This is a genomic window from Pseudolactococcus chungangensis CAU 28 = DSM 22330 (assembly GCF_002441885.1).
Taxonomy (GTDB): domain Bacteria; phylum Bacillota; class Bacilli; order Lactobacillales; family Streptococcaceae; genus Pseudolactococcus; species Pseudolactococcus chungangensis.
The window spans coordinates 69,285-91,773 of sequence record NZ_JXJT01000009.1; the positions used below are offsets into that span (position 1 = coordinate 69,285).

At 37.4% G+C, this 22,489-nt stretch carries 21 protein-coding genes; 18 read left to right on the forward strand and 3 right to left on the reverse strand.

The window, feature by feature from the left end:
* Positions 1-11: 11 nt before the first annotated feature.
* From RR45_RS05540 to RR45_RS05585, 10 genes are all read left to right on the forward strand, one after another.
* On the forward strand, positions 12-425 hold the full coding sequence (locus tag RR45_RS05540) for a hypothetical protein (protein WP_031365496.1): 414 nt from the start codon (positions 12-14) through the stop codon (positions 423-425).
* Positions 426-583: 158 nt separating this feature from the next.
* Positions 584-1,339, forward strand: a complete 756-nt coding sequence (locus RR45_RS05545; RefSeq protein ID WP_031365497.1) for an IclR family transcriptional regulator — start codon at positions 584-586, stop codon at positions 1,337-1,339.
* Between the two features lie 84 nt (positions 1,340-1,423).
* Positions 1,424-2,017, forward strand: coding sequence for an FUSC family protein (locus tag RR45_RS05550; RefSeq protein WP_031365498.1), 594 nt, complete (start codon positions 1,424-1,426; stop codon positions 2,015-2,017).
* Positions 2,014-2,715: a GntR family transcriptional regulator gene (locus tag RR45_RS05555; RefSeq protein ID WP_031365499.1), complete on the forward strand. Its 702-nt coding sequence runs from the start codon at positions 2,014-2,016 to the stop codon at positions 2,713-2,715. Before RR45_RS05550 ends, RR45_RS05555 begins: the two co-directional genes overlap by 4 nt.
* Positions 2,716-2,720: 5 nt before the next feature.
* Complete coding sequence (locus RR45_RS05560) at positions 2,721-3,965, forward strand: tetratricopeptide repeat protein (RefSeq protein ID WP_031365500.1); 1,245 nt, start codon at positions 2,721-2,723, stop codon at positions 3,963-3,965.
* A 76-nt stretch (positions 3,966-4,041) separates the two neighbouring features.
* Complete coding sequence (gene alsS / locus RR45_RS05565; RefSeq protein ID WP_031365501.1) at positions 4,042-5,700, forward strand: acetolactate synthase AlsS; 1,659 nt, start codon at positions 4,042-4,044, stop codon at positions 5,698-5,700.
* 201 nt (positions 5,701-5,901) lie between these two features.
* Positions 5,902-6,612 (forward strand): acetolactate decarboxylase, encoded by a 711-nt coding sequence (budA, locus tag RR45_RS05570; protein WP_031365502.1) that lies wholly within the window; start codon positions 5,902-5,904, stop codon positions 6,610-6,612.
* Positions 6,605-7,819, forward strand: coding sequence for a bifunctional folylpolyglutamate synthase/dihydrofolate synthase (locus tag RR45_RS05575; protein WP_031365503.1), 1,215 nt, complete (start codon positions 6,605-6,607; stop codon positions 7,817-7,819). Before budA ends, RR45_RS05575 begins: the two co-directional genes overlap by 8 nt.
* A gap of 154 nt (positions 7,820-7,973) precedes the next feature.
* Positions 7,974-9,485: a metal ABC transporter solute-binding protein, Zn/Mn family gene (locus RR45_RS05580; RefSeq protein ID WP_031365504.1), complete on the forward strand. Its 1,512-nt coding sequence runs from the start codon at positions 7,974-7,976 to the stop codon at positions 9,483-9,485.
* Between the two features lie 110 nt (positions 9,486-9,595).
* Complete coding sequence (locus RR45_RS05585) at positions 9,596-10,207, forward strand: class I SAM-dependent methyltransferase (protein WP_031365505.1); 612 nt, start codon at positions 9,596-9,598, stop codon at positions 10,205-10,207.
* A gap of 23 nt (positions 10,208-10,230) precedes the next feature.
* Here RR45_RS05585 and RR45_RS05590 read toward each other — a convergent pair whose 3' ends face one another.
* Positions 10,231-11,244 carry a lactonase family protein gene (locus RR45_RS05590; RefSeq protein ID WP_031365506.1) on the reverse strand — a complete coding sequence of 338 codons (1,014 nt, stop codon included), beginning with the start codon at positions 11,242-11,244 and terminating at the stop codon, positions 10,231-10,233.
* Positions 11,245-11,504: 260 nt separating this feature from the next.
* Between RR45_RS05590 and RR45_RS05595 the strand changes: the two genes are divergently transcribed.
* From RR45_RS05595 to dhaM, 4 genes are all read left to right on the forward strand, one after another.
* Complete coding sequence (locus RR45_RS05595; protein WP_072353616.1) at positions 11,505-12,674, forward strand: AI-2E family transporter; 1,170 nt, start codon at positions 11,505-11,507, stop codon at positions 12,672-12,674.
* A 211-nt stretch (positions 12,675-12,885) separates the two neighbouring features.
* Positions 12,886-13,875 (forward strand): dihydroxyacetone kinase subunit DhaK, encoded by a 990-nt coding sequence (gene dhaK / locus RR45_RS05600; RefSeq protein ID WP_031365508.1) that lies wholly within the window; start codon positions 12,886-12,888, stop codon positions 13,873-13,875.
* A 5-nt stretch (positions 13,876-13,880) separates the two neighbouring features.
* The gene (gene dhaL / locus RR45_RS05605) at positions 13,881-14,456 is read left to right on the forward strand and encodes a dihydroxyacetone kinase subunit DhaL (protein WP_031365509.1); all 576 of its coding nucleotides are present in this window, start codon (positions 13,881-13,883) and stop codon (positions 14,454-14,456) included.
* Positions 14,453-14,824 carry a dihydroxyacetone kinase phosphoryl donor subunit DhaM gene (gene dhaM / locus RR45_RS05610; RefSeq protein WP_031365510.1) on the forward strand — a complete coding sequence of 124 codons (372 nt, stop codon included), beginning with the start codon at positions 14,453-14,455 and terminating at the stop codon, positions 14,822-14,824. Before dhaL ends, dhaM begins: the two co-directional genes overlap by 4 nt.
* Before the next feature lie 1,208 nt (positions 14,825-16,032).
* Here dhaM and RR45_RS05615 read toward each other — a convergent pair.
* Together RR45_RS05615 and RR45_RS05620 are read right to left on the reverse strand one after the other, a co-directional pair.
* A complete protein-coding gene (locus RR45_RS05615) occupies positions 16,033-17,631 on the reverse strand; it encodes a sensor histidine kinase (RefSeq protein ID WP_143188747.1) in 1,599 nt (532 codons plus the stop codon).
* Positions 17,606-18,307, reverse strand: a complete 702-nt coding sequence (locus RR45_RS05620; RefSeq protein WP_031365512.1) for a response regulator transcription factor — start codon at positions 18,305-18,307, stop codon at positions 17,606-17,608. Before RR45_RS05620 ends, RR45_RS05615 begins: the two co-directional genes overlap by 26 nt.
* 387 nt (positions 18,308-18,694) lie before the next feature.
* Between RR45_RS05620 and RR45_RS05625 the strand changes: the two genes are divergently transcribed.
* The 4 genes from RR45_RS05625 (at position 18,695) to RR45_RS05640 (ending at position 22,484) form a co-directional block, all read left to right on the forward strand.
* Positions 18,695-20,083 carry an FAD-dependent oxidoreductase gene (locus RR45_RS05625; protein WP_031365513.1) on the forward strand — a complete coding sequence of 463 codons (1,389 nt, stop codon included), beginning with the start codon at positions 18,695-18,697 and terminating at the stop codon, positions 20,081-20,083.
* A gap of 94 nt (positions 20,084-20,177) precedes the next feature.
* Positions 20,178-20,858 (forward strand): hypothetical protein, encoded by a 681-nt coding sequence (locus tag RR45_RS05630; RefSeq protein WP_084463468.1) that lies wholly within the window; start codon positions 20,178-20,180, stop codon positions 20,856-20,858.
* Positions 20,851-21,375: a hypothetical protein gene (locus tag RR45_RS05635; RefSeq protein WP_072353617.1), complete on the forward strand. Its 525-nt coding sequence runs from the start codon at positions 20,851-20,853 to the stop codon at positions 21,373-21,375. The genes RR45_RS05630 and RR45_RS05635 overlap by 8 nt, the downstream gene beginning before the upstream one ends.
* Positions 21,372-22,484, forward strand: coding sequence for a glycosyltransferase family 2 protein (locus RR45_RS05640; protein ID WP_084463469.1), 1,113 nt, complete (start codon positions 21,372-21,374; stop codon positions 22,482-22,484). The genes RR45_RS05635 and RR45_RS05640 overlap by 4 nt, the downstream gene beginning before the upstream one ends.
* The last annotated feature ends 5 nt before the right edge of the window (positions 22,485-22,489 follow it).

Genomic DNA, 22,489 nt, shown 5'->3' on the forward strand with positions numbered 1-22,489 from the left:
GGAGCAATCATATGAAACAAAAAATTGTTATTTATAACGAACAAGCGGATAAATTTGTTTCTGTAACAGTCGGTCAATTACTTGATAAGGAATGGGTTATCAAGGACATACCACAATTACAGGAGTTGGATTTGTCTTATACTGTTGAACAAAATGTTGAAAAAGAAATTGTTAAGGTTCTGACAACAGATACTTTTTCGGTTATAATTGCAGATGATAGGGTTAAATCTTTAACATACAATGAATGGGAAAGTTATCGTGTCGGTCAAGCGTATGCAGGAATTGAAAATTTATTATCCAATCAATCAGAAAAGATAAAAGTGTTATTCAAACAATTTACGCAAGATATGCAAGATAAGTATGCTGGACAGGCATCATGGGTGAAAATTTATAATAACTTAATTGAAAATATTAAGGAAGGTTAAAACCAAAATACACATTATAACTGATCAAAATAACTGAACAAATTCTTAGATGAGATTTGTTCAGTTTTTTTATAAGAAAACGTATCCATAAGTTAGTTTTTATATAAAATCTCCCCAAAATTAAAGGAATAGTTTATAATAAGAAAGAGGGTGATAAAATGAAGGATGAAAAACTTTATGGTGGTGTGCTAGTCAAGGCTGTTGGTATATTAGACATATTAAGAGATGCCAAACTGCCATTGACAACGACTGAAATTGCTAAAAAAACAGCGATGACAAAAAGCACGACTTCTAAGCTTTTAACCACTATGCAGATGTTAAATTTAGTTTCTCGTGATCAAGTATCTCAGAGATTCGATATCGGTGCAAGATTAATCGGTTACGGTAATCATGCCATTTCCAATTATAGTTTTGAGAAGGTGTTAGAACCTTACTTGAAGCAATTGCATGAATTAACAGGTCAGACGATACATGTTGGGATTGAACAAGACGATAAGATGATTTATATCGTTAAAAAGGAGGCAAAAGTCGCAGTCACTCTGAAAAGTCGTGTAGGTGATCAAGTGCCGTTGTATTCAAGCGCCATGGGGAAGGCCGTCTTAGCAGAAAAATCAGACGAAGAGATTACAGCATATGTCAATCGAACACATCTTGTTCAATGGACAGATAAAACACGTACCACATTAGAAGACTTGATGTCAGATATTCACGCTATACGACAAGAAGGAGTCGCTTTCGACAAAGAAGAAAATGAACCGGGCATATACTGTACAGGTGTTGCTTTTACAAGTCGAGGTCATACTTATGGGGCAGTCAGCGTGAGTGTTCCTGTGTATTATTTAGATGATATAAAGAAGAAAGAAATTATTCAAGCTCTATTGGAAATTAAAAAAGTGATGCATCAGAAAATATAGCAAGAATGCTTCAAAAAAATCTTAAAAGTTGTGGATTTTTTATGGTTAATTGAATATAAGTTACTGACTAGTGAAAGGGATATCATGTCATTTCAGTTTGGGCGTTTTCGTCTGGGTCTTAGAACGATTAAAACAGCTATTGCTATTTTAATCATATTAGTTTTTACACATTTGTTTCATCGTGGGCAGTCGGCAGCGATGGTGGCGGGGATTTCAGCAATTATTGCCGTAAGAGATTCCTATTCGGCAACGGTTAAAGCATCTAAGGCGAGATTTATTGGCGCCACGTTAGGTGGTTCACTTGCGATTGTTTATTACTTTTTTTATTTGCTGAGTCATCAAAACTTTGTCGTACAAATTATTCTCATACCTTTATTTGTGCTAGTCAACATTGTTATCATGGATGGATTTAATCTTCACCCAGGTCTAGTAGGTGCGAACGCGACTTTATTGATTATTGCCTTAACCATTCCGGAAAATGCCTATGTGGGTTATGCGATTAGTCGGGTTTTGGATACTTTTTTTGGAGTGGTTGTGGCAACGCTTGTCAATAGTGCTTTTATTCATGATGCGCCTAAGGTGACAATCAAAAAAATCAGTCGAGGCAAGGTGAAAAAATCACAGCAAGTTAATGGTCAAGATAAAACGGCTACGGTTAAGAAGGAGAAGACGAAGTGACCGCAATTTATATACGGATACATGATGAAATTAAGCATCAAATTGAGACAGGGGTTTTTGAAGTTGGACAACGTTTGCCGAGCGAACGTGTGATGGCGGAGCAATTTGGTGTGTCTCGGATGACTTTGCGCCAAGCCGTGACTAGTCTGGTTGAAGAAGGAATTTTAACCCGTTATGTTGGCTCTGGTACTTTTGTAGCGAGTGATCGTGTTCGTGAGAAAATGCGTGGGACGACCAGTTTCACTGAGATTATTCAAAATTTAGGTAAGACACCGAGCTCAAAGGTTTTGAGCTATCAAAAAACGAAGGCAAATGAAGTTGAGTGTGATAAATTGCAGCTTAAAAAAGGCGCTCAAATTATCCGTATGGAGCGAATTCGTTATGCAGATGAGTTGCCGATTTGTTACGAGGTGGCGAGTATTCCATATCGTTTGATTGAAGATTTTGCAAAAAATGATATTGCCAATCATTTTTATGACACCTTGGCAAATGCTGGCAAAAAAATCGGTCGAAGTGAGCAAATTATTTCGGCTAAGATTGTGAATAAAGAAATTGCCAACTTCTTGTCAATTAAACAAAGTTCAGCGATTTTGGCTTTGACACAGGTTTCTTATTTTGCCAATAGCGATGAAACGCCTTTTGAGTATGTGTTATCTCAATATGTCGGCGAACGATTTGAATTTTATTTAGAAAGATAAAAATAATGACGCATTCTGAAAAAGTTGTTGACTTACTTCACGCAGGTCAATTTGAAGATATGGCAAAAGAGTTAGCGGAAGCGATTGAGACTGATGGTCTTGATTTGCTAACCGATTTAGCCGAATATTTGTCGATGATGGGTTTCATGGACGAAAGCCGTCAGGTTTATGAAAAAATTACAACTGTAGATGCGGATAATACAGATATTTTACTCAACCTTGCTGAAATGAAATTCGATGATGGCGATTTGGATGATGCGCTCGAATTGCTTTATAAAATAGAGGCAACAGATGATAACTATGTCGCAGCGCTTGTCATGATTGCTGACCTTTACCAGGCAGATGGTGTCTGGGAAGCAGCACTTGAGAAATTATTGGAAGCGGCAAGTCTGACAGATTCTCCGTTGGTAACATTTGCCATTGGTGAGCTTTACTATAACCAAGGGAAATGGCGTGAGGCGATTACGCATTTTGCGAAACTCAGTCAACGGCAGATTTTAGAACTTACCAAAATATCAACCTACCAGCGGATTGGCACAGCTTATGCCTCTTTGGGGGAGTTTGAAAATGCCACAAAATTCCTAGAAAAGTCACTCGAAATCGATCATGATGATAATGTCTTGTTTGAGCTCGCACAAATCAATTTTGCAACTGGGGAAGTCACACGTGCTATTGACTATTTTAAACAATTAGATGCTTTAGCACCTGATTTTGATGGCTATGCCTATCCATATGCACAAGCCTTGATTGAAGATAATGACTTTGAGGCTGCTTTTGCGGTAGCTAAAGATGGCTTGAGTAAGAACCCAACAGATGTGCCTTTGATTCACTTAACTAGCCGAATTGCCTATGCCTTACACGATTTAGAAAATTCGGAAAAGTATTTGACGCAAGCACTTGATTTACCAGATTTACATGATGAGACAATCTTTCTTTTGAGCAATCTTTACATGGCGCAAGATGATTTTGAAGCGGTTATCGCGCTTGAACCTCTGCTTGATGAAGAACATGTCTTAGCGAAATGGAATATTGCTAAAGCCTATCGTGAACTTGACCAAGACGAAAAATCATTGACGATTTATGACGAGATTAGTCAGAGCGTCTTGGCTGACAATCCTGAGTTTTTATTGGATTATACCCAAATGTTAATTCGAAATGGTCGGACAGATGATGCCAAGACAAGTCTAAGCAAATATCTATCGCTTGTTCCTGACGATGAAAATTCACAAGCTTTATTTAATGAGTTATGATAATGGCGTTTTAACGCCTTTTTTGCTACAATAATCATTGTGAAGTTAAACTTTCAAGAAGGAACGTATTTAAAAAATGACAGAAGAAAAATTTGGTGCAGATTTAATTGTAGACTCACTTATTAATCATGAAGTGAAATACATTTTTGGGATTCCAGGTGCTAAAATTGATAAGGTTTTTGATACTTTGGTTGATAAAGGACCTGAGCTGATTGTCGCACGCCATGAGCAAAATGCAGCCTTTATGGCGCAGGCTGTTGGTCGGATTACAGGTGAGCCGGGTGTTGTGATTGCAACTTCTGGTCCTGGGGCGTCAAACTTAGCGACTGGTCTTGTAACAGCAACTGCAGAAGGCGATGCGGTACTTGCGCTTGGTGGACAAGTGAAGCGAGGTGACCTCTTGAAACGGACCCACCAGTCTATGAATAATGCGGCACTTTTCGAACCGATTACCAAATACTCGGCAGAGGTCCAAGATGCAGACACCCTATCAGAAATTGTGGCTAATGCCTATCGCTTATCAAAAGCGGGCAAACCAGGCGCAAGTTTCATCTCCATTCCCCAAGATGTTGTCGATAGTAAGGTGAACGTTAAGGCGATTAAGCCTTTGCACGAGCCAAAACTTGGGAATGCGTCGATTGATGATATTAATTATCTGGCACAGGCGATTAAAAATGCGGTCTTGCCTGTTTTTCTTCTGGGTAGCGGTTCATCATCTGCTAGTGTGACGCACGCGATTCGTGAGCTATTACAATATGTGAATATTCCAGTTGTTGAAACTTTCCAAGGTGCAGGTGTAATTTCGCGTGATTTGGTTCATAATTTCTTTGGTCGTGTCGGACTTTTCCGAAATCAGCCGGGTGATATGCTCCTTAAAAAATCTGATCTGGTTATCGCAATTGGCTACGATCCGATTGAGTATGAAGCACGTAACTGGAATGCTGAAATTGATAGTCGTGTGATTGTCATTGACAAGGCTTTGGCTGAAATTGATACTTATTATCAACCTGAACGTGAGTTGATTGGTGACATTGCACAGACTTTGGAAAATTTGATTCCTGCAATTCGGGGGTATAAGATTCCGGAGGGCAGTATTGACTATCTGGATGGCTTGCATGAACTGCTATCTAAAAATGAGTTTGACCGCAATGCTGACCCTAATCTTGTGCATCCACTTGATTTCATTGATGTACTACAAGATACTGTTAAGGATGATGAAACGGTGACTGTCGATGTTGGTAGCCACTATATCTGGATGGCACGGAACTTCAAATCTTATGAACCACGTCATCTCCTCTTTTCAAATGGGATGCAGACGCTCGGTGTCGCACTACCATGGGGTATCTCTGCAGCACTTTTACGCCCTGGTAAGAAAGTTTACTCAATTTCAGGTGATGGCGGTTTCCTATTTTCAGCACAGGAGCTTGAAACAGCAGTACGCTTGAATTTACCCTTAATTCATATCATATGGAACGACGGCCATTATAACATGGTTGAATTTCAAGAAGTAATGAAATATGGCCGTGCATCAGGTGTGGACTTTGGCCCAGTTGATTTTGTTAAATATGCTGAAGCATTTGGGGCAAAAGGAATTCGCGTGACAAACAAAGCAGATTTAGCGAAAGCATTATTAGAAATAGAGCACACAACAGGTCCAGTCGTGATTGATGTACCTATTGACTATAAAGATAATATTAAATTAGGGGAAACGATATTGCCTGATGAATTTTATTGATAAATATGGTAAAATAAGTCTTAAACTTGTGAGCATTCACAAGTTTTTCGTAAATAAACATGATACTGACAAGCATTGCGATGCAAGTCATAAACTTCTAGGCGTTACTATACTCATTTAACCATTTAAAGCATACACTTTTTTAGCTAAACAAGTATATAATAAGTTTGCTAGAAGTTCTTACTAAGGAAAATAAGAAATATGTCTGAACCGATAAAACTTTTTCAATATAATACCCTTTCCGCTTTGATGAGTGGTCTTTTCGAGGGTAGTCTGACGATTGGTGAATTGCTGGAACAAGGTGATTTAGGAATTGGCACGCTAGATGAAATAGATGGTGAGCTGATTGTACTTGACGGAAAAGCCTACCAAGCGCGAGGCGATAAAACAATTACAGAAGTAGGCACTGATGTTAAAGTACCTTATGCGGCGGTTGTTTTCCACCAAGCAGAAGTTATTTTTAAACAACGTTTTGAAGCAAGTAATGAGGAGCTCCAAACGCGTATTGAAACTTATTACGATGGCGCCAATTTATTTCGCTCTATCAAGATTCACGGGACTTTTGCAAAAATGCACGTCCGCATGATTCCTAAAGCCAAAGAAGGCGCACGATTTGCAGATGTCGCGACAAGACAACCAGAATACACCGTTGACAATGTGACAGGGACAATTGTTGGGATTTGGACACCTGAAATGTTTCACGGTGTGAGTGTCGCTGGCTATCATTTGCATTTTATTACAGATGATCATACCTTTGGTGGTCACGTTATAGATTATGTGATTTCTGAAGGGATTGTTGAAGTTGGTGCTGTGGATCAGTTAGATCAGCGCTTTCCAGTACAAGACCGGAAATATTTATTTGCCAAGTTAAACCTAGAGGAATTGAAAGAGGACATCGAAAAAAGTGAGTAATGCAAGCATTGATTGGATTCATTCGCGTCTCAAATTTGGTATTAAACCAGGTCTATCACGGATCATTTATTTACTTGAGCAGTTAGATAATCCCCAAAACAAAATCAAGACCGTCCATGTCGCAGGCACCAATGGAAAAGGCTCAACTGTCACTTTTTTGTCAAACATTCTCCAGCAGTATGGTTTGAAAGTTGGTACTTTTACCTCACCCTTTATTGAAATTTTTAATGATCGTATTGCGGTTAATGGGCGTTATATTTCTGACGACGATTTAAATCATATCGTCGGTGTCATCAAGCCACTAGTTTTGAAGATGGATGAAAATCCTGATCTTGTTAATATCACAGAGTTTGAAATCCTAACGGCTATCGGTTTTTACTACTTTGCTGACCAAGCAGTCGACATTGCCTTGATTGAGGTTGGCCTAGGTGGACTTTATGATTCGACAAACGTTATCACGCCGTTAGTTTCTGCGATCACAACGATTGGCTATGATCATCAAGATATTTTAGGAGACACTTTGGCTAAAATTGCTAGCGAAAAATCTGGCATTATAAAGCCAAATGTACCGGTTGTCGTAGGAAATATCATGGGTGTTCCTGAGGAAGCCCATGAAGTGATTGCGGCAGTCGCATATGAGAAAAATGCACCGATTTATCACCCTGAGATAGGGCAAATTTTTGATTTAAGTCTTCATGGTCAATATCAACAGGACAATGCGTCATTATCGCTCAAGGTATTTGAGATTTTAGCAGGAAAATTAGGTTTGATAATTGAACCTGAAAAAATCAAAAAAGGGCTCAAACAAGCCTTCTGGCCTGCCAGAATGGAAGACTTGAATGGTTTTATCTTAGATGGTGCACATAATCTACCTGCCATTAAACGATTGGTAGCAGAGTTTAATGGCTCGAAAAAAGTTCATATTCTTTTTTCTGCCCTACAACGTAAAGATTTTCATGAGATGATTGCCTTGCTACAAACGATTCCAAATGTTAGCTTAACCTTAACGACATTTGATTATCCAAAAACGATTGTAGCAGCCGATGTGGCTGATATTTCTGATGTCACTTGGTTAGAAGACTGGCGAGATTTTGTGACGGCACCTAGGCATGCAGATGACATTTATCTCCTGACTGGCTCTCTCTACTTTATGAGTCAAGTTCGTGAGTTTCTATTGACTTCAAATAAATCAAATTTAAAAAAATAATGTTTACCAGTTGACATTATTTTTTTGTCGTGATATACTTAACCAGTAAACTAATTTAACGGATACATAAGGTATCATATGGAGGTTATCAGTTAGCTTTCGCTTATTTTTTGAACAGATGATTAACTGGTAAATGAAATTAAGAAAGAGAAAAATGAAGAAGAAAAGACATTTATTATTAGGTGTGTTGGCCGCAACAACTGCGTTGACACTCTTTGCTTGCGGCAATGAGTCTAGTAAAAAATCAGATAAATTGCAAATTGTAACAACATTTTATCCGATGAAGGAATTTACTGAACAAGTTGTGGGTAAAGAAGCAGACGTGACAGTTTTAGTTAAACCAGGTGTCGAACCACATGATTTTGAACCATCAGCCAAGGATGTTGCTGCTATCCAAAATTCGGATGCTTTCGTTTATAATAACGAAAATCTGGAAACATGGGTCCATAAAACGACTAAAGACATGAAAAACGTTGACGTGATTAAAGCATCTGAAGGCATCTTATTGCTTGGTGGATCAGATGAAGGTGATGATGAGGCAGGGCAGGAAGGTCATTCTCATGCCTACGATCCCCACGTCTGGTTAGCACCAAGTCTTGCCATCAAAGAAGTTGAAACAATCCGAGATCAACTGATTAAAAAGTTTCCTCAGAAAAAAGATAGTTTCACTAAAAATTCGGAAAGCTATTTAACCAAGTTAAAAGCCTTAGATCAAGCTTACAAAGATGGTTTATCAAATGCTAAGCAAAAAAACTTTGTGACACAACATGCGGCTTTCGCTTATTTAGCGCTTGAATATGGCTTGAACCAAGTATCAGTTTCAGGTATCAATCCTGAAACTGAGCCCTCAGCATCTCGGCTGAAGGAACTAAAAGCCTATGTTGATAAAAATGACATTCACTATATCTATTTTGAAGAAAATGCGTCAGATAAAGTAGCAACAACTTTAGCAAAGGAGGCAGGTGTCAAGACATTACCACTGAATCCATTAGAATCACTCACGCAAGAACAGGAAAAATCGGGTGAAGATTATATTTCAGTCATGACGCAAAATCTAAAAAATCTACAAAAAACAACAGATGCAGTATCAAGAGTCACAGCAATCGAACCAGAAAAAACGCCAGAAAAAACAGCTACCGCGGGTTATTTCAAAGATGATCAAGTCAAAGACCGCAAACTATCAGACTGGTCAGGCACTTGGCAGTCCGTTTATCCATTACTTCAAAAGGGTGACCTGGATCAAGTCATGCGCTACAAATCTTTACTGAATAAAGACAAGACTGAGGAAGAGTACAAGGCTTATTATACAGCTGGTTATAAGTCAGATGTCGATAAAATTACCATCAAAAAAGATACCATCACCTTTGATGTCAATGGTACCTTACACAAAGCAACTTATAAATATGTCGGTAAAGAGATATTGAACTATACTAAGGGTAACCGTGGTGTCCGCTATCTTTTTGAGGCAGTAGGTGACACAGATGGCGCTTTCAAGTACGTCCAGTTTAGCGACCATGGGATTGCACCAGCTCAAGCCGAGCATTTCCATATTTATTATGGTAATGAGAGTCAGGCAGCTTTAACAGCAGAACTTGAAAACTGGCCAACTTATTATCCGTCAGATTTAACACCAAGTCAAATTGCACAAGAAATGATTGCACATTAAAGTTAGTTATTAGAAAAGTCAGTTTCCAACTGAAATCTGACTTTTTTTGATGCCGTCAGCTTTAAATGCTATAATAAAATCAATTAAGCAAAAAAGGGGGAATAACTGACGTGTCTAAAAATTATGAAAAGCTATCTGAAACCTATTATAATCGTCATGCTAAAAAATTTGACCGATCATTTGATGGTTTTTTATCTGGTTTTTTTAAGCGCTATATTCTCAAAAATTTAGAACTGCCAGAACACGCTAACGTATTAGATGTCGGGTCAGCGACCGGATGTCTCCTTAAGATGCTTGCAAGCAAGTATCAGTTTGAAGGTATAGGCTTAGATATTTCATCTCAGATGACAGATATTGCTCAAAAACAGTACCCGGAATTTTCATTTGTGACTGGATCAGCGATGCAACTCCCTTTTGAAGGACAAAGTTTTGATGTGCTCATCTGTTCAGCTTCTTTTCACCATTTCCCGAATCCTGAGACATTTCTCAGGGAAGCAGAACGGGTCTTAAAACCCGGAGGCAAACTTGTTATTGCTGAGATTCGAATGCCAATTTTTCATGGTCTTTACAATCAATATATTCATCGTTTTTCAAAAGAAGGCGATGTCAAAGTTTATACTTTTGATGAATTAATGCGTTTGCTTGAAACTGCTGGTTTTGTACTGATAAAAGGTAGGAAACACCTACAAATTCAATATTTTGAAGCCTATAAAAAAGCCTGAGCTATTCCAAGCAGGCTTTTTTGTTAAGCTTTCACGTAAACACAGACAGCCTCTGGTACCGTGAAATCATGTTGAATTTCAGTTAAGAGACCTGTTGCGCTATTGCGGAAGAAAGTTGTGACATTATCAGAGTCTTGATGGGCTGCGATAATCACTTTTTCATCAGATGATAGGTTGAAGTCGCGTGGCATTTTACCGTGAGTTGCAGCGATTTGAATCAATTCTAAGGTACCATCGGCGATAATTTTGAAAACAGCAATAGAATCATGCCCACGGTTTGAGCCGTAAAGGAATTTGCCATCTGATGAGACGCGGATAGCAGCAGTCCCGTTAAAGGCAGTCCAATCTTCTGGCAAGGTTGAAAGTGTTTGTAATAGGGTAAACTGACCTACGCCGTCATAAATCAAGACTTCAATCGTACTGTTTAATTCATTCATGAGGTAAGCCATTTTTTGAGTTGGATGAAAGGTGATATGACGTGGACCAGCACCCAGTGCAGATTTGTAAGTATTGATTTTAGTTAATTGACCTTGCTCAGAAACATTATAAGTCACGACTTCATCGGTTCCTAAATCACAAGTCACGAGATATTTATCAGGTGTCAAATCAGTGAAATGAACATGAGGACTAGCTTGATTTTCGTGAGGACCTGAACCTGTGTGTACATCTTTATCAGCAAGTGATAGACTGCCATCAGTAGCACGCTTATAAACTAAAACTTCCCCTTTATGATAGTTAGCGCCATAAACTAAGTCACGGGTTTCATCTACAGCTACATAACAAAGTGGCGCGCCAGCGTCAACAACACGATTAATCAGTTTACCACCATTATCATAAGCTGCAATGCCGCCAGCACCGTTCTCAGCTCCTACGCTATAAAGATGCCCTGCACGGTCAAACGTGAGATAAGTGGGATTAGGTTCTTTCGCCACTAACTGAAGGTTGCTAAGATGACCTGTTGTTGTGTCTAAGGTCGCTTTGTAAATGCCTTCAGACGTTTTTTTCGTGTAAGTACCAAAATAAAGTGTTTCTGTCATGAATGTAATCCCTTTCAAATAGATATATTTATTATAGCATAACTTTTAAAGTATGCATGAAAAGAGGATGTGTACGCTTTAAAGGTTGGGTGTCGTGGCAGATTTAATGGACTGGGCTGACTATTTTGAAAAAGCGTGTAATTGCTATAAAATAGTTTGAAATCTGCTAATAGCACCAGGTATGCTATAATATTAATTATAAAGTTGTTTCAAATTTTGAAAAATGACTAGCAGTAGGTTGATTAGATAGGTGAAGAATAATGAACGATAAAAATAGTTTTAAAACGACTTGGTTTTTCAAATGGCTATTGGATAATAAAGTGGCGACTGGTTTCGCAGTTGTTTTGCTTTTTTTGTTAAATATTTTGCTTTTGACGAGATTAAGCTTTATGTTTCAACCGATTGCCGATTTTCTCGGTGTCATTATGTTGCCCATTATTTTAGCAGCTGTTTTTTACTATCTACTGAATCCGATTGTCGATTATTTTGAGGCACGTAAAGTCAATCGGGTGGTATCAATTTCGGTTTTATTTGCGATCATTCTTGCTTTGATTATCTGGGGCTTAGCAGTTGCGATTCCAAATATGGTGACGCAAGGCGAAAAGTTTGCGGCTAATTTCCCTGATTATGTCGAATCTGGTGAAAAGCATATTACCAGTCTCCTTGGCGATGCACGGTTTAAGCAATTTAGACCACAAATTGAAAAAGCTGTCACAAGTTTTTCAGACAATTTGATTGGAATTTCTAAAAATCTGTCAACAACCTTGGTCAATAGTACAAGTTCATTTTTATCAACAGCAACTAGTGTGATTATTTCCTTGATGATTTTTCCCTTTATTTTGTTTTATCTCTTACGAGATGGAAAATCACTCAATCAATATGTCACGAATATGTTACCGAACGCTTGGCGTAATGATACATCAACTGTTTTGACACAGGTTAATTTACAGCTATCGAGTTATGTTCGTGGTCAATTGATTGTGGCTGCAACAGTTGCGATTATGTTCTCAATCATGTTCTCAATTATTGGCCTCAAATATGCTGTTGTGATTGGGATTGTAGCTGGTTTCTTAAACTTAATTCCTTATTTAGGGTCGTTCCTGGCAATGATTCCAGCCGTTATCATTGCCTTGGTGGCTGGACCGTTTATGGTCCTCAAAGTTGCCATTGTCTTTGTTATTGAGCAAACAATTGAGGGGCGTTTTGTGAGTCCGCTTGTACTAGGTAGCAAATTGAATATTCATCCAATTACAATTTTATTTGTGCTTTTGACATCTGGTAAAATTTTCGGTTTCTGGGGTGTCCTGATTGGGATTCCTGTCTATGCCTCTGCTAAAGTTATCATTGTCTATTTTTACAAATGGTACCGTAAAATTTCAAGTCTTTATGAAGATGAAGAACAAGAAACACAAGAATTACTTGAAGAATAGTTATTTAAAACGCTCACCTTTTTTAGGGCGAGCGTTTTTTGATTAGTCAAGGTGCCTATTAACGAATAACCTCTCTTGGGTGGTGCGAAATCAGAAAGTAGAAGCAAGAGTTGATAGACTCAAAGTTGGACAAATTCAATAAATAGGATTAAAATAACTTTGAAAATGCTTTTAAATTTTTAAATAAAATATAGAAGGTGAGGGACAAGAGATGAAAAAAATTATCAATCAACCGGCAGACATCGTGACTGAAATGGTATCAGGTTTGACGCGTGCCTATCCCGATTTTATTAAGAGACTAGATGATACCAATGTCATTGTTAAAACTGAACAAACGTCACAAGTTCAGCTGATTTCAGGTGGTGGTAGTGGTCATGAACCAAGTCATGCCGGTTTTGTCGGTGATGGGATGCTTTCGGCAGCTGTCTGTGGTGAGGTATTTACTAGCCCAACACCAGACCAAATTTATGAGGCATCTAAGGCGGTTAATACTGGGGCTGGTGTTTTCTTTATCATCAAAAATTATTCAGGTGACGTTATGAATTTTGATATGGCAAAAGACATGGCTGAAATGGCTGATATACAAGTAGATTTTGTGATTGTTGATGATGATATCGCAGTTGAAAATTCGACGTATACGCAAGGTAAACGCGGTGTCGCAGGAACGGTTCTCGTGCATAAAATTCTTGGTAATCTGGCACGCTCAGGTGCAAGTTTAGTGGCAATTAAGAAAGCTGCCGAAGTATTAGTGCCAGAAATTCACACAATAGCTGTTGCACTTTCTGGTGCGACGGTACCAGAAGTGGGCAGACCAGGTTTTGAGTTACCAGAAGATGAGATTGAGTATGGTGTTGGCATCCATGGCGAGCCTGGCTATCGTCGTGAAAAAATGTTACCTTCAAAAGATTTAGCAAAAGAGTTGGTAGATAAACTTGTTCTGTCTTTTGATGGTGATACAACAAGTCACTATGCTATTTTAGTCAACGGCATGGGCGCAACACCCTTGATGGAGCAATTTATCTTTACTAACGACGTCATGGATTTATTAGATGATAAAGGAGTCAAGGTCGCTTACTCGAAAGTCGGAAATCTGATGACATCAATTGATATGGCAGGGATTTCTTTGACGCTATTGAGACTTTCGAATGCTGATTGGCTTGAAGGACTAAATGCTGATGTTAAAACGATTGCATGGGGGTAACAAAAATGAATTTAACAGCTGAAATGGCAAGAAAATGGCTCATTTTATTTAACAAAAAGATTCAAGAAAAGCAAGACTATTTGAGCAATCTAGATACACCAATTGGTGATGGCGACCATGGTCACAATATGGCACGTGGGATGACCGCGGTTGTTGCCGCACTTAATGATAATCAGACTTTACAAGAGGTTTTCAAAGCGACCGCAATGGCTTTAGTTTCTAAAGTAGGGGGTGCAAGTGGTCCTTTATACGGTACTGCTTTTATGGAGATGGCGAAAACTGCGGCAACTTCTGACCAGTTATCGGACTTACTATCCGCTGGATTGGCAGGCATCATCAAACGTGGTGGCGCACAAGTCGGCGATAAAACGATGGTCGATGTTTGGACGCCAATTGTAACTGAAATTCAAAAGGGATCATTGACAAAAATTGAAATTGAAGAGTTTGTCATGGCTACTGCGGACTTATTAGCTAAAAAAGGTCGTGCATCTTATGTTGGAGAGCGCTCAATTGGTCAAATTGACCCAGGTTGTCAATCTTCTGGCTTTTTATTTGAAAGTCTCTTAGAGGTAATTGAATGACACGTTTAGGAATTGTCTTAGTAACGCATGTTACAGAAATTTCGGAAGGTTTGGTTAAATTATTGCGAGAGGTCGCAAAAGATGTTGACATCACAGTTGGTGCGGGTCTTGATGGTGGCGAAATTGGGACAAGTTTCGAGCGAATTCAAGTCGCTTTTGATGCCAATCCAGCTGATGAACTTTTAGTCTTTTATGATTTAGGCTCAGCTAAGATGAATTTGGAAATGGTGATGGAAATTTCAGAAAGATCTGTTCATTTGTATGATACTGCCTTTGTTGAATCAGCCTATACAGCGGCGGCTTTGATTCAAGCTGGCAGTTCACTTGAGGAGATAGCGCAACAGCTTGTGCCTTTAAAAATAAAATGAGTGTCTTGTTTTGACGAAACCTAATGTGGCAAGATACGCAACATTTTTAAAGTGACATAGTATCAAAATGAAAGCATCAAATTGTGAAGATTGATGTATTTTTAGATCAAAAAGAAAGCACACAGATTGACATCAGTCGGAAACTTGTGTTTCATGCTGGTAGGCTGCACAGAAAACATTGGTCAAAGAGGTGGGAGTGGGATTGACATAGAACGCCTTGAAAGACTATCTGGCGGATATCGTTCAATGTGCCAACCCAACCATTAGGAGAAAAGTTTGAGGTTGCATTTGAACAAAAGGAAGTTCAGTTAAGTTTATCCTCAGATAGCAATCTGGATAAACTCTTGTAGGTTTATCTGAATAATAGCCTCAGTTTAAAAAGTAACGGAAAAGAATACGAGAAAAGAAAATTTAGTAGAATTTTTAAGTGCTATAGTTGAAGAAGACGCAATAATCTGGTACAACAAAGTGTTAAAAATAACAACTTCATTATCGAAAATATTGATAATTATGATATTACTTATAATAAAGTGGATGGCCAGAAGATAATAATTTTCAAGAAAAAGTAATTATTGAGAATAGTGATTTTGTAAAACAGTTATTCTCAGAAAACCCAGAGATACCCAAAGATTTTGTACGATTTTTAGATTGACTTTCAAAACACCTTTTGAAAAACGGAATTTTTAAAATAGAAAATAAAGAGATGGAAAATATCATTAAAAAAATGATATAATATCAAATTCAACTATTGCTGTGAATACTGAAAAGATTCACGATGATAAATCATTTATCATGACTGTTGGTTTGGCATCGGGGATGTCTGAAAAAACTTAAAGAAATTGAAAATATTAATTAGTTAAAAAGATGTCTTTTGTTATTTAATTTATGATATATATGAAAATAAATATAAGTCATCTATCTTTATTTTAAAAAATTGGTCTAAACTAAATCTTGATACTAACATTGAAATAGGAGGACATGTATATGACTATAGGGAAAGGCTGAAGCTGTTGGCAAAAGAGTTGCTGAAAGTACAGAAGATAAAGAGGAATATGAACAACTTTTAGCAGAAGTAAAAAAACAGCATTAGAATTATAAAAAACGAGTAATAGGATAATCAATTAATGATTTTCCTATTACTCGTTTTCATATTTATCTTGATTTAGTTAAAATAATCTTTTTGAAAAAATGGTCAAATTTTTCACTATTTACAAAGTGATAGTGAAGGTAGTCCCTTTACCGACAACACTGACAACATCAATCTGTCCGCCAAGCTCATTCAGATTTTTCTTGACAATTGCAAGACCAAGGCCGGTTCCGTCAGCATCACGTGTTTGATCAGCACGATAGAAACGCTCGAAAATACGTGATTTTTCGATTTCTGTTAGACCAGGACCATTGTCAGAGATAGAAAATGTCGCTTTACCTGCGATTTTAGTCACACAGATATAGATTTTACCACCAGCTGGTGTGTAGTTAATCGCGTTTTCTATTAAGTTTTTAAGGACAGCATAGAGATGTTTATCATTGGATTTGACAGTGATATCGTCAAATTGATGTGTGACTTGCAATGATTTTTCTTGAATAGCTAGTTTGAAATTTTCAAGCACATCTTGCGTTAATGCTGTTAAATTGAGTTTTTTCTTTTTGAGGTGGATTGGTTGTCGAGTCATTTCAAGGGTATCAGTGACTAAACTTGATAAGCGTTTTGTTTCTTTGACGATATGTTTGGCGAAGCCTTTTACCTGCTCTGATGGTAGTTTGTCAGAGTCATTAACCAAAATATCGGCGAAACCAGAAATCGCTGCAAGTGGTGTTTTGAGGTCGTGAGAAACATTAGCAATGAAGTCATTATGTGCACGCATCGTGACTTTATAAGCTGTCACATCAATCATCGTTACCATGAGACGACGCTCTAGCGCTTCGATGGGTTGGACTGTGACACTGTAGTAGGCATTGAGTTTCTCGAAATAAAAAATCTGCTCTTGCCGGGTCGGTTGCAACATTTTATTGACAAAGAATTGGAGGACATCGCTATAAGGGCTGAAAACATCTAAATTTTTTGTCGCCATAAATTCATTTTGAAAGCTAGCATTACTACGGCGAATCGTACCTTTCAGATCGTAGATAAAAATTGGAAACTCGAAAAACTCAATAAAGGCATAAAGATTTTTCTTGGCAGGCGTTGAACTCTCAGCCTGATGTTGAATTGTCTCACCCAAGTGGTTTAGTTCCGTTGTGATTTTGTTATCATCCTCAGAAATTAAATAACTTTGAGTGAGTGGACTACGTCTGATATTCTTGATTTTGGCAATGGTATCAGTCTCAAAGATTAGACGTTTTTTATTAGAAAGGTAAAACTGACCAAGCGCAATCATATAAATTAAACCAGCGAAAATAATAACGACAACTGTCTCGAATAGAGTAGAAGAGCGCTGGGTTGTCACTTGGACGTAGTTCTTCAAAACAGCTTTTTCATAATTTGGAATCGTAATCGTCATATGTTTTGCTGATAATGTTCTCGAAAAGGTCGCCCCTTTTTGGATATTTAGAACAGCCTTAGCTTGACTATTTTTCGATAAAATCTTGATCTGATCACTAAATTTTGTCTCAGGAGATTTATTTAAAATATCAGAAATGCTATATGCACGTTCAGCTAAATTAGTCGTATCAATTGTGACCGTATGTGTATCAAGTAAAAAAATCACAAAAATCGTAGTCAAAAAATAGAGACCTGAGAAAATCAAGACGAGTCTTAATTTTGAGCGTTTCTTTTTCTTTTTAAATGTTTTTGGTATGATGTTCACTGAATTGGTACCCAAACCCTCTTTTAGTTTTGATAAATTGATTGTGCAGTTTTTTGCGCAAATTACTAATCGTTACATCAACCACACGCGTTTCATAATCTTGCATTTCTCCCCAAAATTCAGCCAAAATTGCCTCACGGCTCACAATTTTATCACGATTTTGAATTAGAAAAACCAAGAGATTAAATTCACGCTTAGAGAGGTCAATCTTATTTTGGTCTAAATTAGCCGATTTTGTCTTGAGATCAACTTCCAACCCATCAAAACGATAGTGCTCCACGACCTCAACAGCATGACCCGACTTTTGATAAATCTGATTTCGCCTAATCAAAGCATTAGCGCGCGCTACAATCTCTCGCTGAGGTGTTGTCTTATCCAGATAATCATCTACCCCAGAATTAATCCCAGTAATTTTCAGATCATCATCTTCACGTGCCGTCAAGATGATAATGGGGGTGTAATTCGAGCGCTGGCGTAATGCTTCAGTCACCGCTAGACCGGATAACTCAGGCATCATCATATCGAGTAAAATGATATCAAAGTTTTGCTTTGTTGCAAGGTCTAGGGCCTCTTGACCATTGTTTACTAAGGTAACCTTAAAGCCATCAGATTCAAATGTATAAGATAAAAGTGCTAAAATGGCACTATCATCATCTGCAATCATAATTGTTTTCATACTCTAAATTATAACAGAAAATTAGCATTTTTTTGATATTGACTTGATGAATTATTGTAGAAATCAGTCATTTTTTATTTGTGTTTATGCCAAATTTTTAGGAATTAAAATATAGGACTTAATGGTGTCAGAAAATGAACATAAAAATTTAGAAAGTTGATGTCAAACGATTTGGGATAAGTGTTTAGTATATATCATCAAATTCTTCCTATTTAGGAGTAGTTTAGAAACATTATTTTATATTTTTTTTGATATAATTAGATTATAATATTTTATCGCTATAAACTCATATCAAACTCTCTTTAGATTAAATTACTTGAAATTTAATCTAAAGATGTTGTGGCGACTTAGCACTTTGAATTGAAATGTCAGAAAAGAGGAAAATGTATGGAAATTAGAATTATTGGCGGTTCACATGCTGCGATTGCTTGTGCGACAAGAGCTCGTGAAGAATATCCCGATGCTCGGATTGTCATTTACGAAAAAAATAAAAATATTGGCTTTATTGCCCAGAGTATCCCGCTATATTTGTCGGGTAATACAAACTTTTTAAAAATGTCAAGCTATACAACCATTTCTGAACTGGAAAATCTTGGCATTTTAGTTCGCACACAATTTTCTGTTATTGATATTGATATGACCAATAAAGTGCTTAAACTCGTTGACTTGGTAGAAAATAGTGAAAGTGAAGACCATTATGACAAACTAATCTTGGCAATGGGGTCATATCCATCATTACCGCTTGTGCAAGGTGATTTTCGTGACAAATTATTTATCATAAAAAATTATGCAGATGCTGAGAAAATCAAACGTTTCATGCGGACATCTCGTAGTGTGATCATCATTGGTGGTGGTGCGATTGGTGTTGAGATTGCGCAGTTAATGAATAATGCTAAAATTGAAACAACCCTCATTCATGCGTCTAATAATATCTTAAACCGTTATCTGGACGAGGAAGTCTCAGAAGATGTTCAAAAAACCTTGGCTTTGAGAGGTATTGATATTGTCACAAATTCTGTTGTGACTGATATCCAAGAAGAAACAATCGAGAATACTAATATTCATGAAGGTAATGTTGGTAAGGTTATCAGTCGTGTATTCACACGTGATGGTCGAGAATTTGTCGCAGACGGTGTGATTTATGCGACTGGTTTTCGTCCCAATACTTTCCTAGCCGCTGAGCAGTTAGAGCTGGGTGACAAAGGCGCTATTATTGTAGATGATTACATGCAAACAAGTCATCCAGATGTCTTTGCCGTGGGTGATTGTGCCACAACTAATGTAACCAATATGAAAAATCCAACTTATGTCCCTCATGTGAGTGATGCCATTCGTGAAGGAGATGTCGCAGCGATTAACTTGCTTGAGCCCAAGGTAAAACTCAATAAATCACAAGGTACCTATAAATTGAATTTCGATGAAGAAATGACACTTTGTATGACAGGATTGAGTTTTGAAAAAGCGAAAGCAGAAGGGTTTAATTGTAAGTCTGTCTATGTCAGAAATGATTATGTGAACAGTGATGGCTACTATGAAACTTGGGTCATCTATGAAAAAGGTACACATAAAATTTTAGGGATGCAAAGTAAAGGCGTCTCTCCTGAAATTGCTGCTCAAGCGGATATTATCTCATTGGCAATTCAAAACGGTACAACGATTGATGACATTGAATACATTGATTTCTATTACAAACATGGGTTTAAAAATCCAAAAAGCTTCATGAAATTAGTTGCCGATAAGGTTCGACAACAAGAAAAAATAGAAAAGTTGTATTAAAAGATGGCTATCTTAATCAAATGGTTAACGTTTGATAGATTAAGCAATCCTTTTAGTAACTGTTATGCATTGCCAAATGATTAAGGAGGTTGTTTTGGGAAAACTAAATGATTTGGATTATTGTTATGCCTCTATTGTACTTTTGGAGGAGCTGGAAAAGGTCTCGTATGCTAGAAATGAGCGACTCAGACAATTTCATGAGAAAGTACATGCGAGGCAATCCTTTGTTGCTGCTGCACTGGCTATGATTTTACCGGTAATTGTTTGGATTTATTTATTGACATCAAAAGTCAGTATATTTAATGCTAAGACATTTGCTATTTTAGGTCCGCGAGTAGTTGGGGTATTCATGATTACAGCTTTGTTGTTCTTAATTCCTTATCTATTTTTACATATGGTTTGGTGTCAGCCTTTCCTGCGTTCGTTTAGAAGACTATTTGAAAGTGTCTTGCGTGCCAATCTGATTAATGATGTTAAGCAAATTGATGCAAAAGCTAATGATATTGTTACTAAAGACGTCTTTAAGGAAGAAAGAGTACCTGAAAGTTATTTATCAGTTGAATTTTTGACGCTCTTAGTCAGATATTTTGAATGCGGTCAATCAACATTTATGAAAGAAGCACTTTATCAATTAAAGATGGAACTTGAAAATACGGGGTATTACTCAAGTTCAAACACGCGTGAAACCTTATTACAGAGAGAAAAAGCTTATTTAGCAGATGAAAAAGGAAACTTGGAATTGATGATAGAAAAGGAGGAGGGGATTCATGACTAATGAACCAGAAACAACCGGAAATACACATCCTCAACCAAAAGATTTTGTCCAAGATAACTTTTTTGAAAAAGGACATTGGTGGCTCAAGATACGTCAAGTGTTGTTTAATTTTGTCTTTCTTGCCGTCCTAGTTGTCCCGATTGTTATTTTGTTCAACTCGCTATCTAGTGGACGATTGATTAATTCCTTCCATTATTGGACATGGGCAGATGGTTTTGATTTAACAGATTATTTGAATTCGGCTATTTTATTGGCTTTTGTTATCATCTTAGTCTGTAGCTTAGCCTTTCTATTTAGAAATAATTATCGTGAACAAAATGTGTATCCTAAGAAAAAAACTTATGATGCTAAAAAATTGGAAGAACGAAAAGCTATCTTAGATAAAATGTACTCTGAACGTTTTGGTGATTTAAAATCGAGAGAAACAGTTCGATATTATGCCGTTGATGGTGAAAAAAACTTGCCAGATCGCATGATTGAGGATTTGTTTAAAGAAAACGGGGTGGAGATTAGATGACATTATCAATCTTTGTTCAAATCCTAACACTTTATCCGATTATTGGTGCCATTTGTTGGACCATTGGTGGCATCTTTTATCGTACCATTTATGTTGGTAAATTTTTAGATAAGGATTTTAAAAAAATCCCTAAAAATAAAGAACCTATGATTACCATCATGATTCCTTGTCATAATGAGGAGGTCATGATTGAAGAAACAATTGATTATTTGATGCACGAACTTGAGTATCATAATTATGAAGTCTTAGTTTGTGATGATGGGTCGACAGATACCACACCCGAAATTTTAGACAGATTGCGTTTGAAATACGACAATCTGAGAGTGTTGCGGGTCAACAAAAATAACGGGAAAGCACACGCCTTTAACATTGGATTATCCTTTGCTAGAGGGGAATATATTTTAAGTAATGATGCTGACACAGTACCAGAACCTAATGCACTTCAAAAATATATGAATTATTTCCTCAGTCCTGGTGGTCAAAATACAGCCGCAGTTACAGCTAACATGGATGTTCAAAACCGTTCTTTACTGGTTGAAAAATCTCAAACTGTTGAGTTTTCAAGTATTGTCGGTATCATTAAACGCTCACAAATGGGGGTTTTAGGAAATATGTATGCCTACTCTGGCGCTAATACAATGTATCGTAAAGATGCCATTTTAGATTGTGGGGGCTTCCGTCAAGACCGTGCAACTGAGGATATTTCAATTGCTTGGGATCAACAGTTCAATGGTTGGCAAGCTGTTTTTGCACCAGATATTATGTTTTACATGAACGTCCCTAACACCTTTAATATGCTCTACAACCAAAGAAAACGTTGGGCAAAAGGTGGTACAGAGGCTTGGTTAACCAACTTCAAACGTGTTGCCAAACATCCAATTAAAAATGCGCCTAAAATTGTCATGTTACTTGACCAAACAGGTAGTATCTTATGGAGTTTTTACTATTTAATTTTTACGACTTGGTTGATTTTAAAGGTCATTTACTTTGTCTTTACAAATGATTCAGAACAACTTGTCCATACTTTGGATATGACTTTCCTGTTCTCAGCCTTCATTTCAATGGTCGGTGTTTGGCAATTAGGGCTCTTTGTCAACTGTAGTGGGTAGATGAA

Coding starts and splice junctions, on each gene's coding strand:
- RR45_RS05540 (WP_031365496.1), top strand. CDS start 12: ATGAAACAAAAAATTGTTATTTATAACGAACAAGCGGATAAATTTGTT.
- RR45_RS05545 (WP_031365497.1), top strand. CDS start 584: ATGAAGGATGAAAAACTTTATGGTGGTGTGCTAGTCAAGGCTGTTGGT.
- RR45_RS05550 (WP_031365498.1), top strand. CDS start 1,424: ATGTCATTTCAGTTTGGGCGTTTTCGTCTGGGTCTTAGAACGATTAAA.
- RR45_RS05560 (WP_031365500.1), top strand. CDS start 2,721: ATGACGCATTCTGAAAAAGTTGTTGACTTACTTCACGCAGGTCAATTT.
- alsS (WP_031365501.1), top strand. CDS start 4,042: ATGACAGAAGAAAAATTTGGTGCAGATTTAATTGTAGACTCACTTATT.
- budA (WP_031365502.1), top strand. CDS start 5,902: ATGTCTGAACCGATAAAACTTTTTCAATATAATACCCTTTCCGCTTTG.
- RR45_RS05580 (WP_031365504.1), top strand. CDS start 7,974: ATGAAGAAGAAAAGACATTTATTATTAGGTGTGTTGGCCGCAACAACT.
- RR45_RS05590 (WP_031365506.1), bottom strand. CDS start 11,244: ATGACAGAAACACTTTATTTTGGTACTTACACGAAAAAAACGTCTGAA.
- RR45_RS05595 (WP_072353616.1), top strand. CDS start 11,505: ATGAACGATAAAAATAGTTTTAAAACGACTTGGTTTTTCAAATGGCTA.
- dhaK (WP_031365508.1), top strand. CDS start 12,886: ATGAAAAAAATTATCAATCAACCGGCAGACATCGTGACTGAAATGGTA.
- dhaL (WP_031365509.1), top strand. CDS start 13,881: ATGAATTTAACAGCTGAAATGGCAAGAAAATGGCTCATTTTATTTAAC.
- dhaM (WP_031365510.1), top strand. CDS start 14,453: ATGACACGTTTAGGAATTGTCTTAGTAACGCATGTTACAGAAATTTCG.
- RR45_RS05620 (WP_031365512.1), bottom strand. CDS start 18,307: ATGAAAACAATTATGATTGCAGATGATGATAGTGCCATTTTAGCACTT.
- RR45_RS05625 (WP_031365513.1), top strand. CDS start 18,695: ATGGAAATTAGAATTATTGGCGGTTCACATGCTGCGATTGCTTGTGCG.
- RR45_RS05635 (WP_072353617.1), top strand. CDS start 20,851: ATGACTAATGAACCAGAAACAACCGGAAATACACATCCTCAACCAAAA.
- RR45_RS05640 (WP_084463469.1), top strand. CDS start 21,372: ATGACATTATCAATCTTTGTTCAAATCCTAACACTTTATCCGATTATT.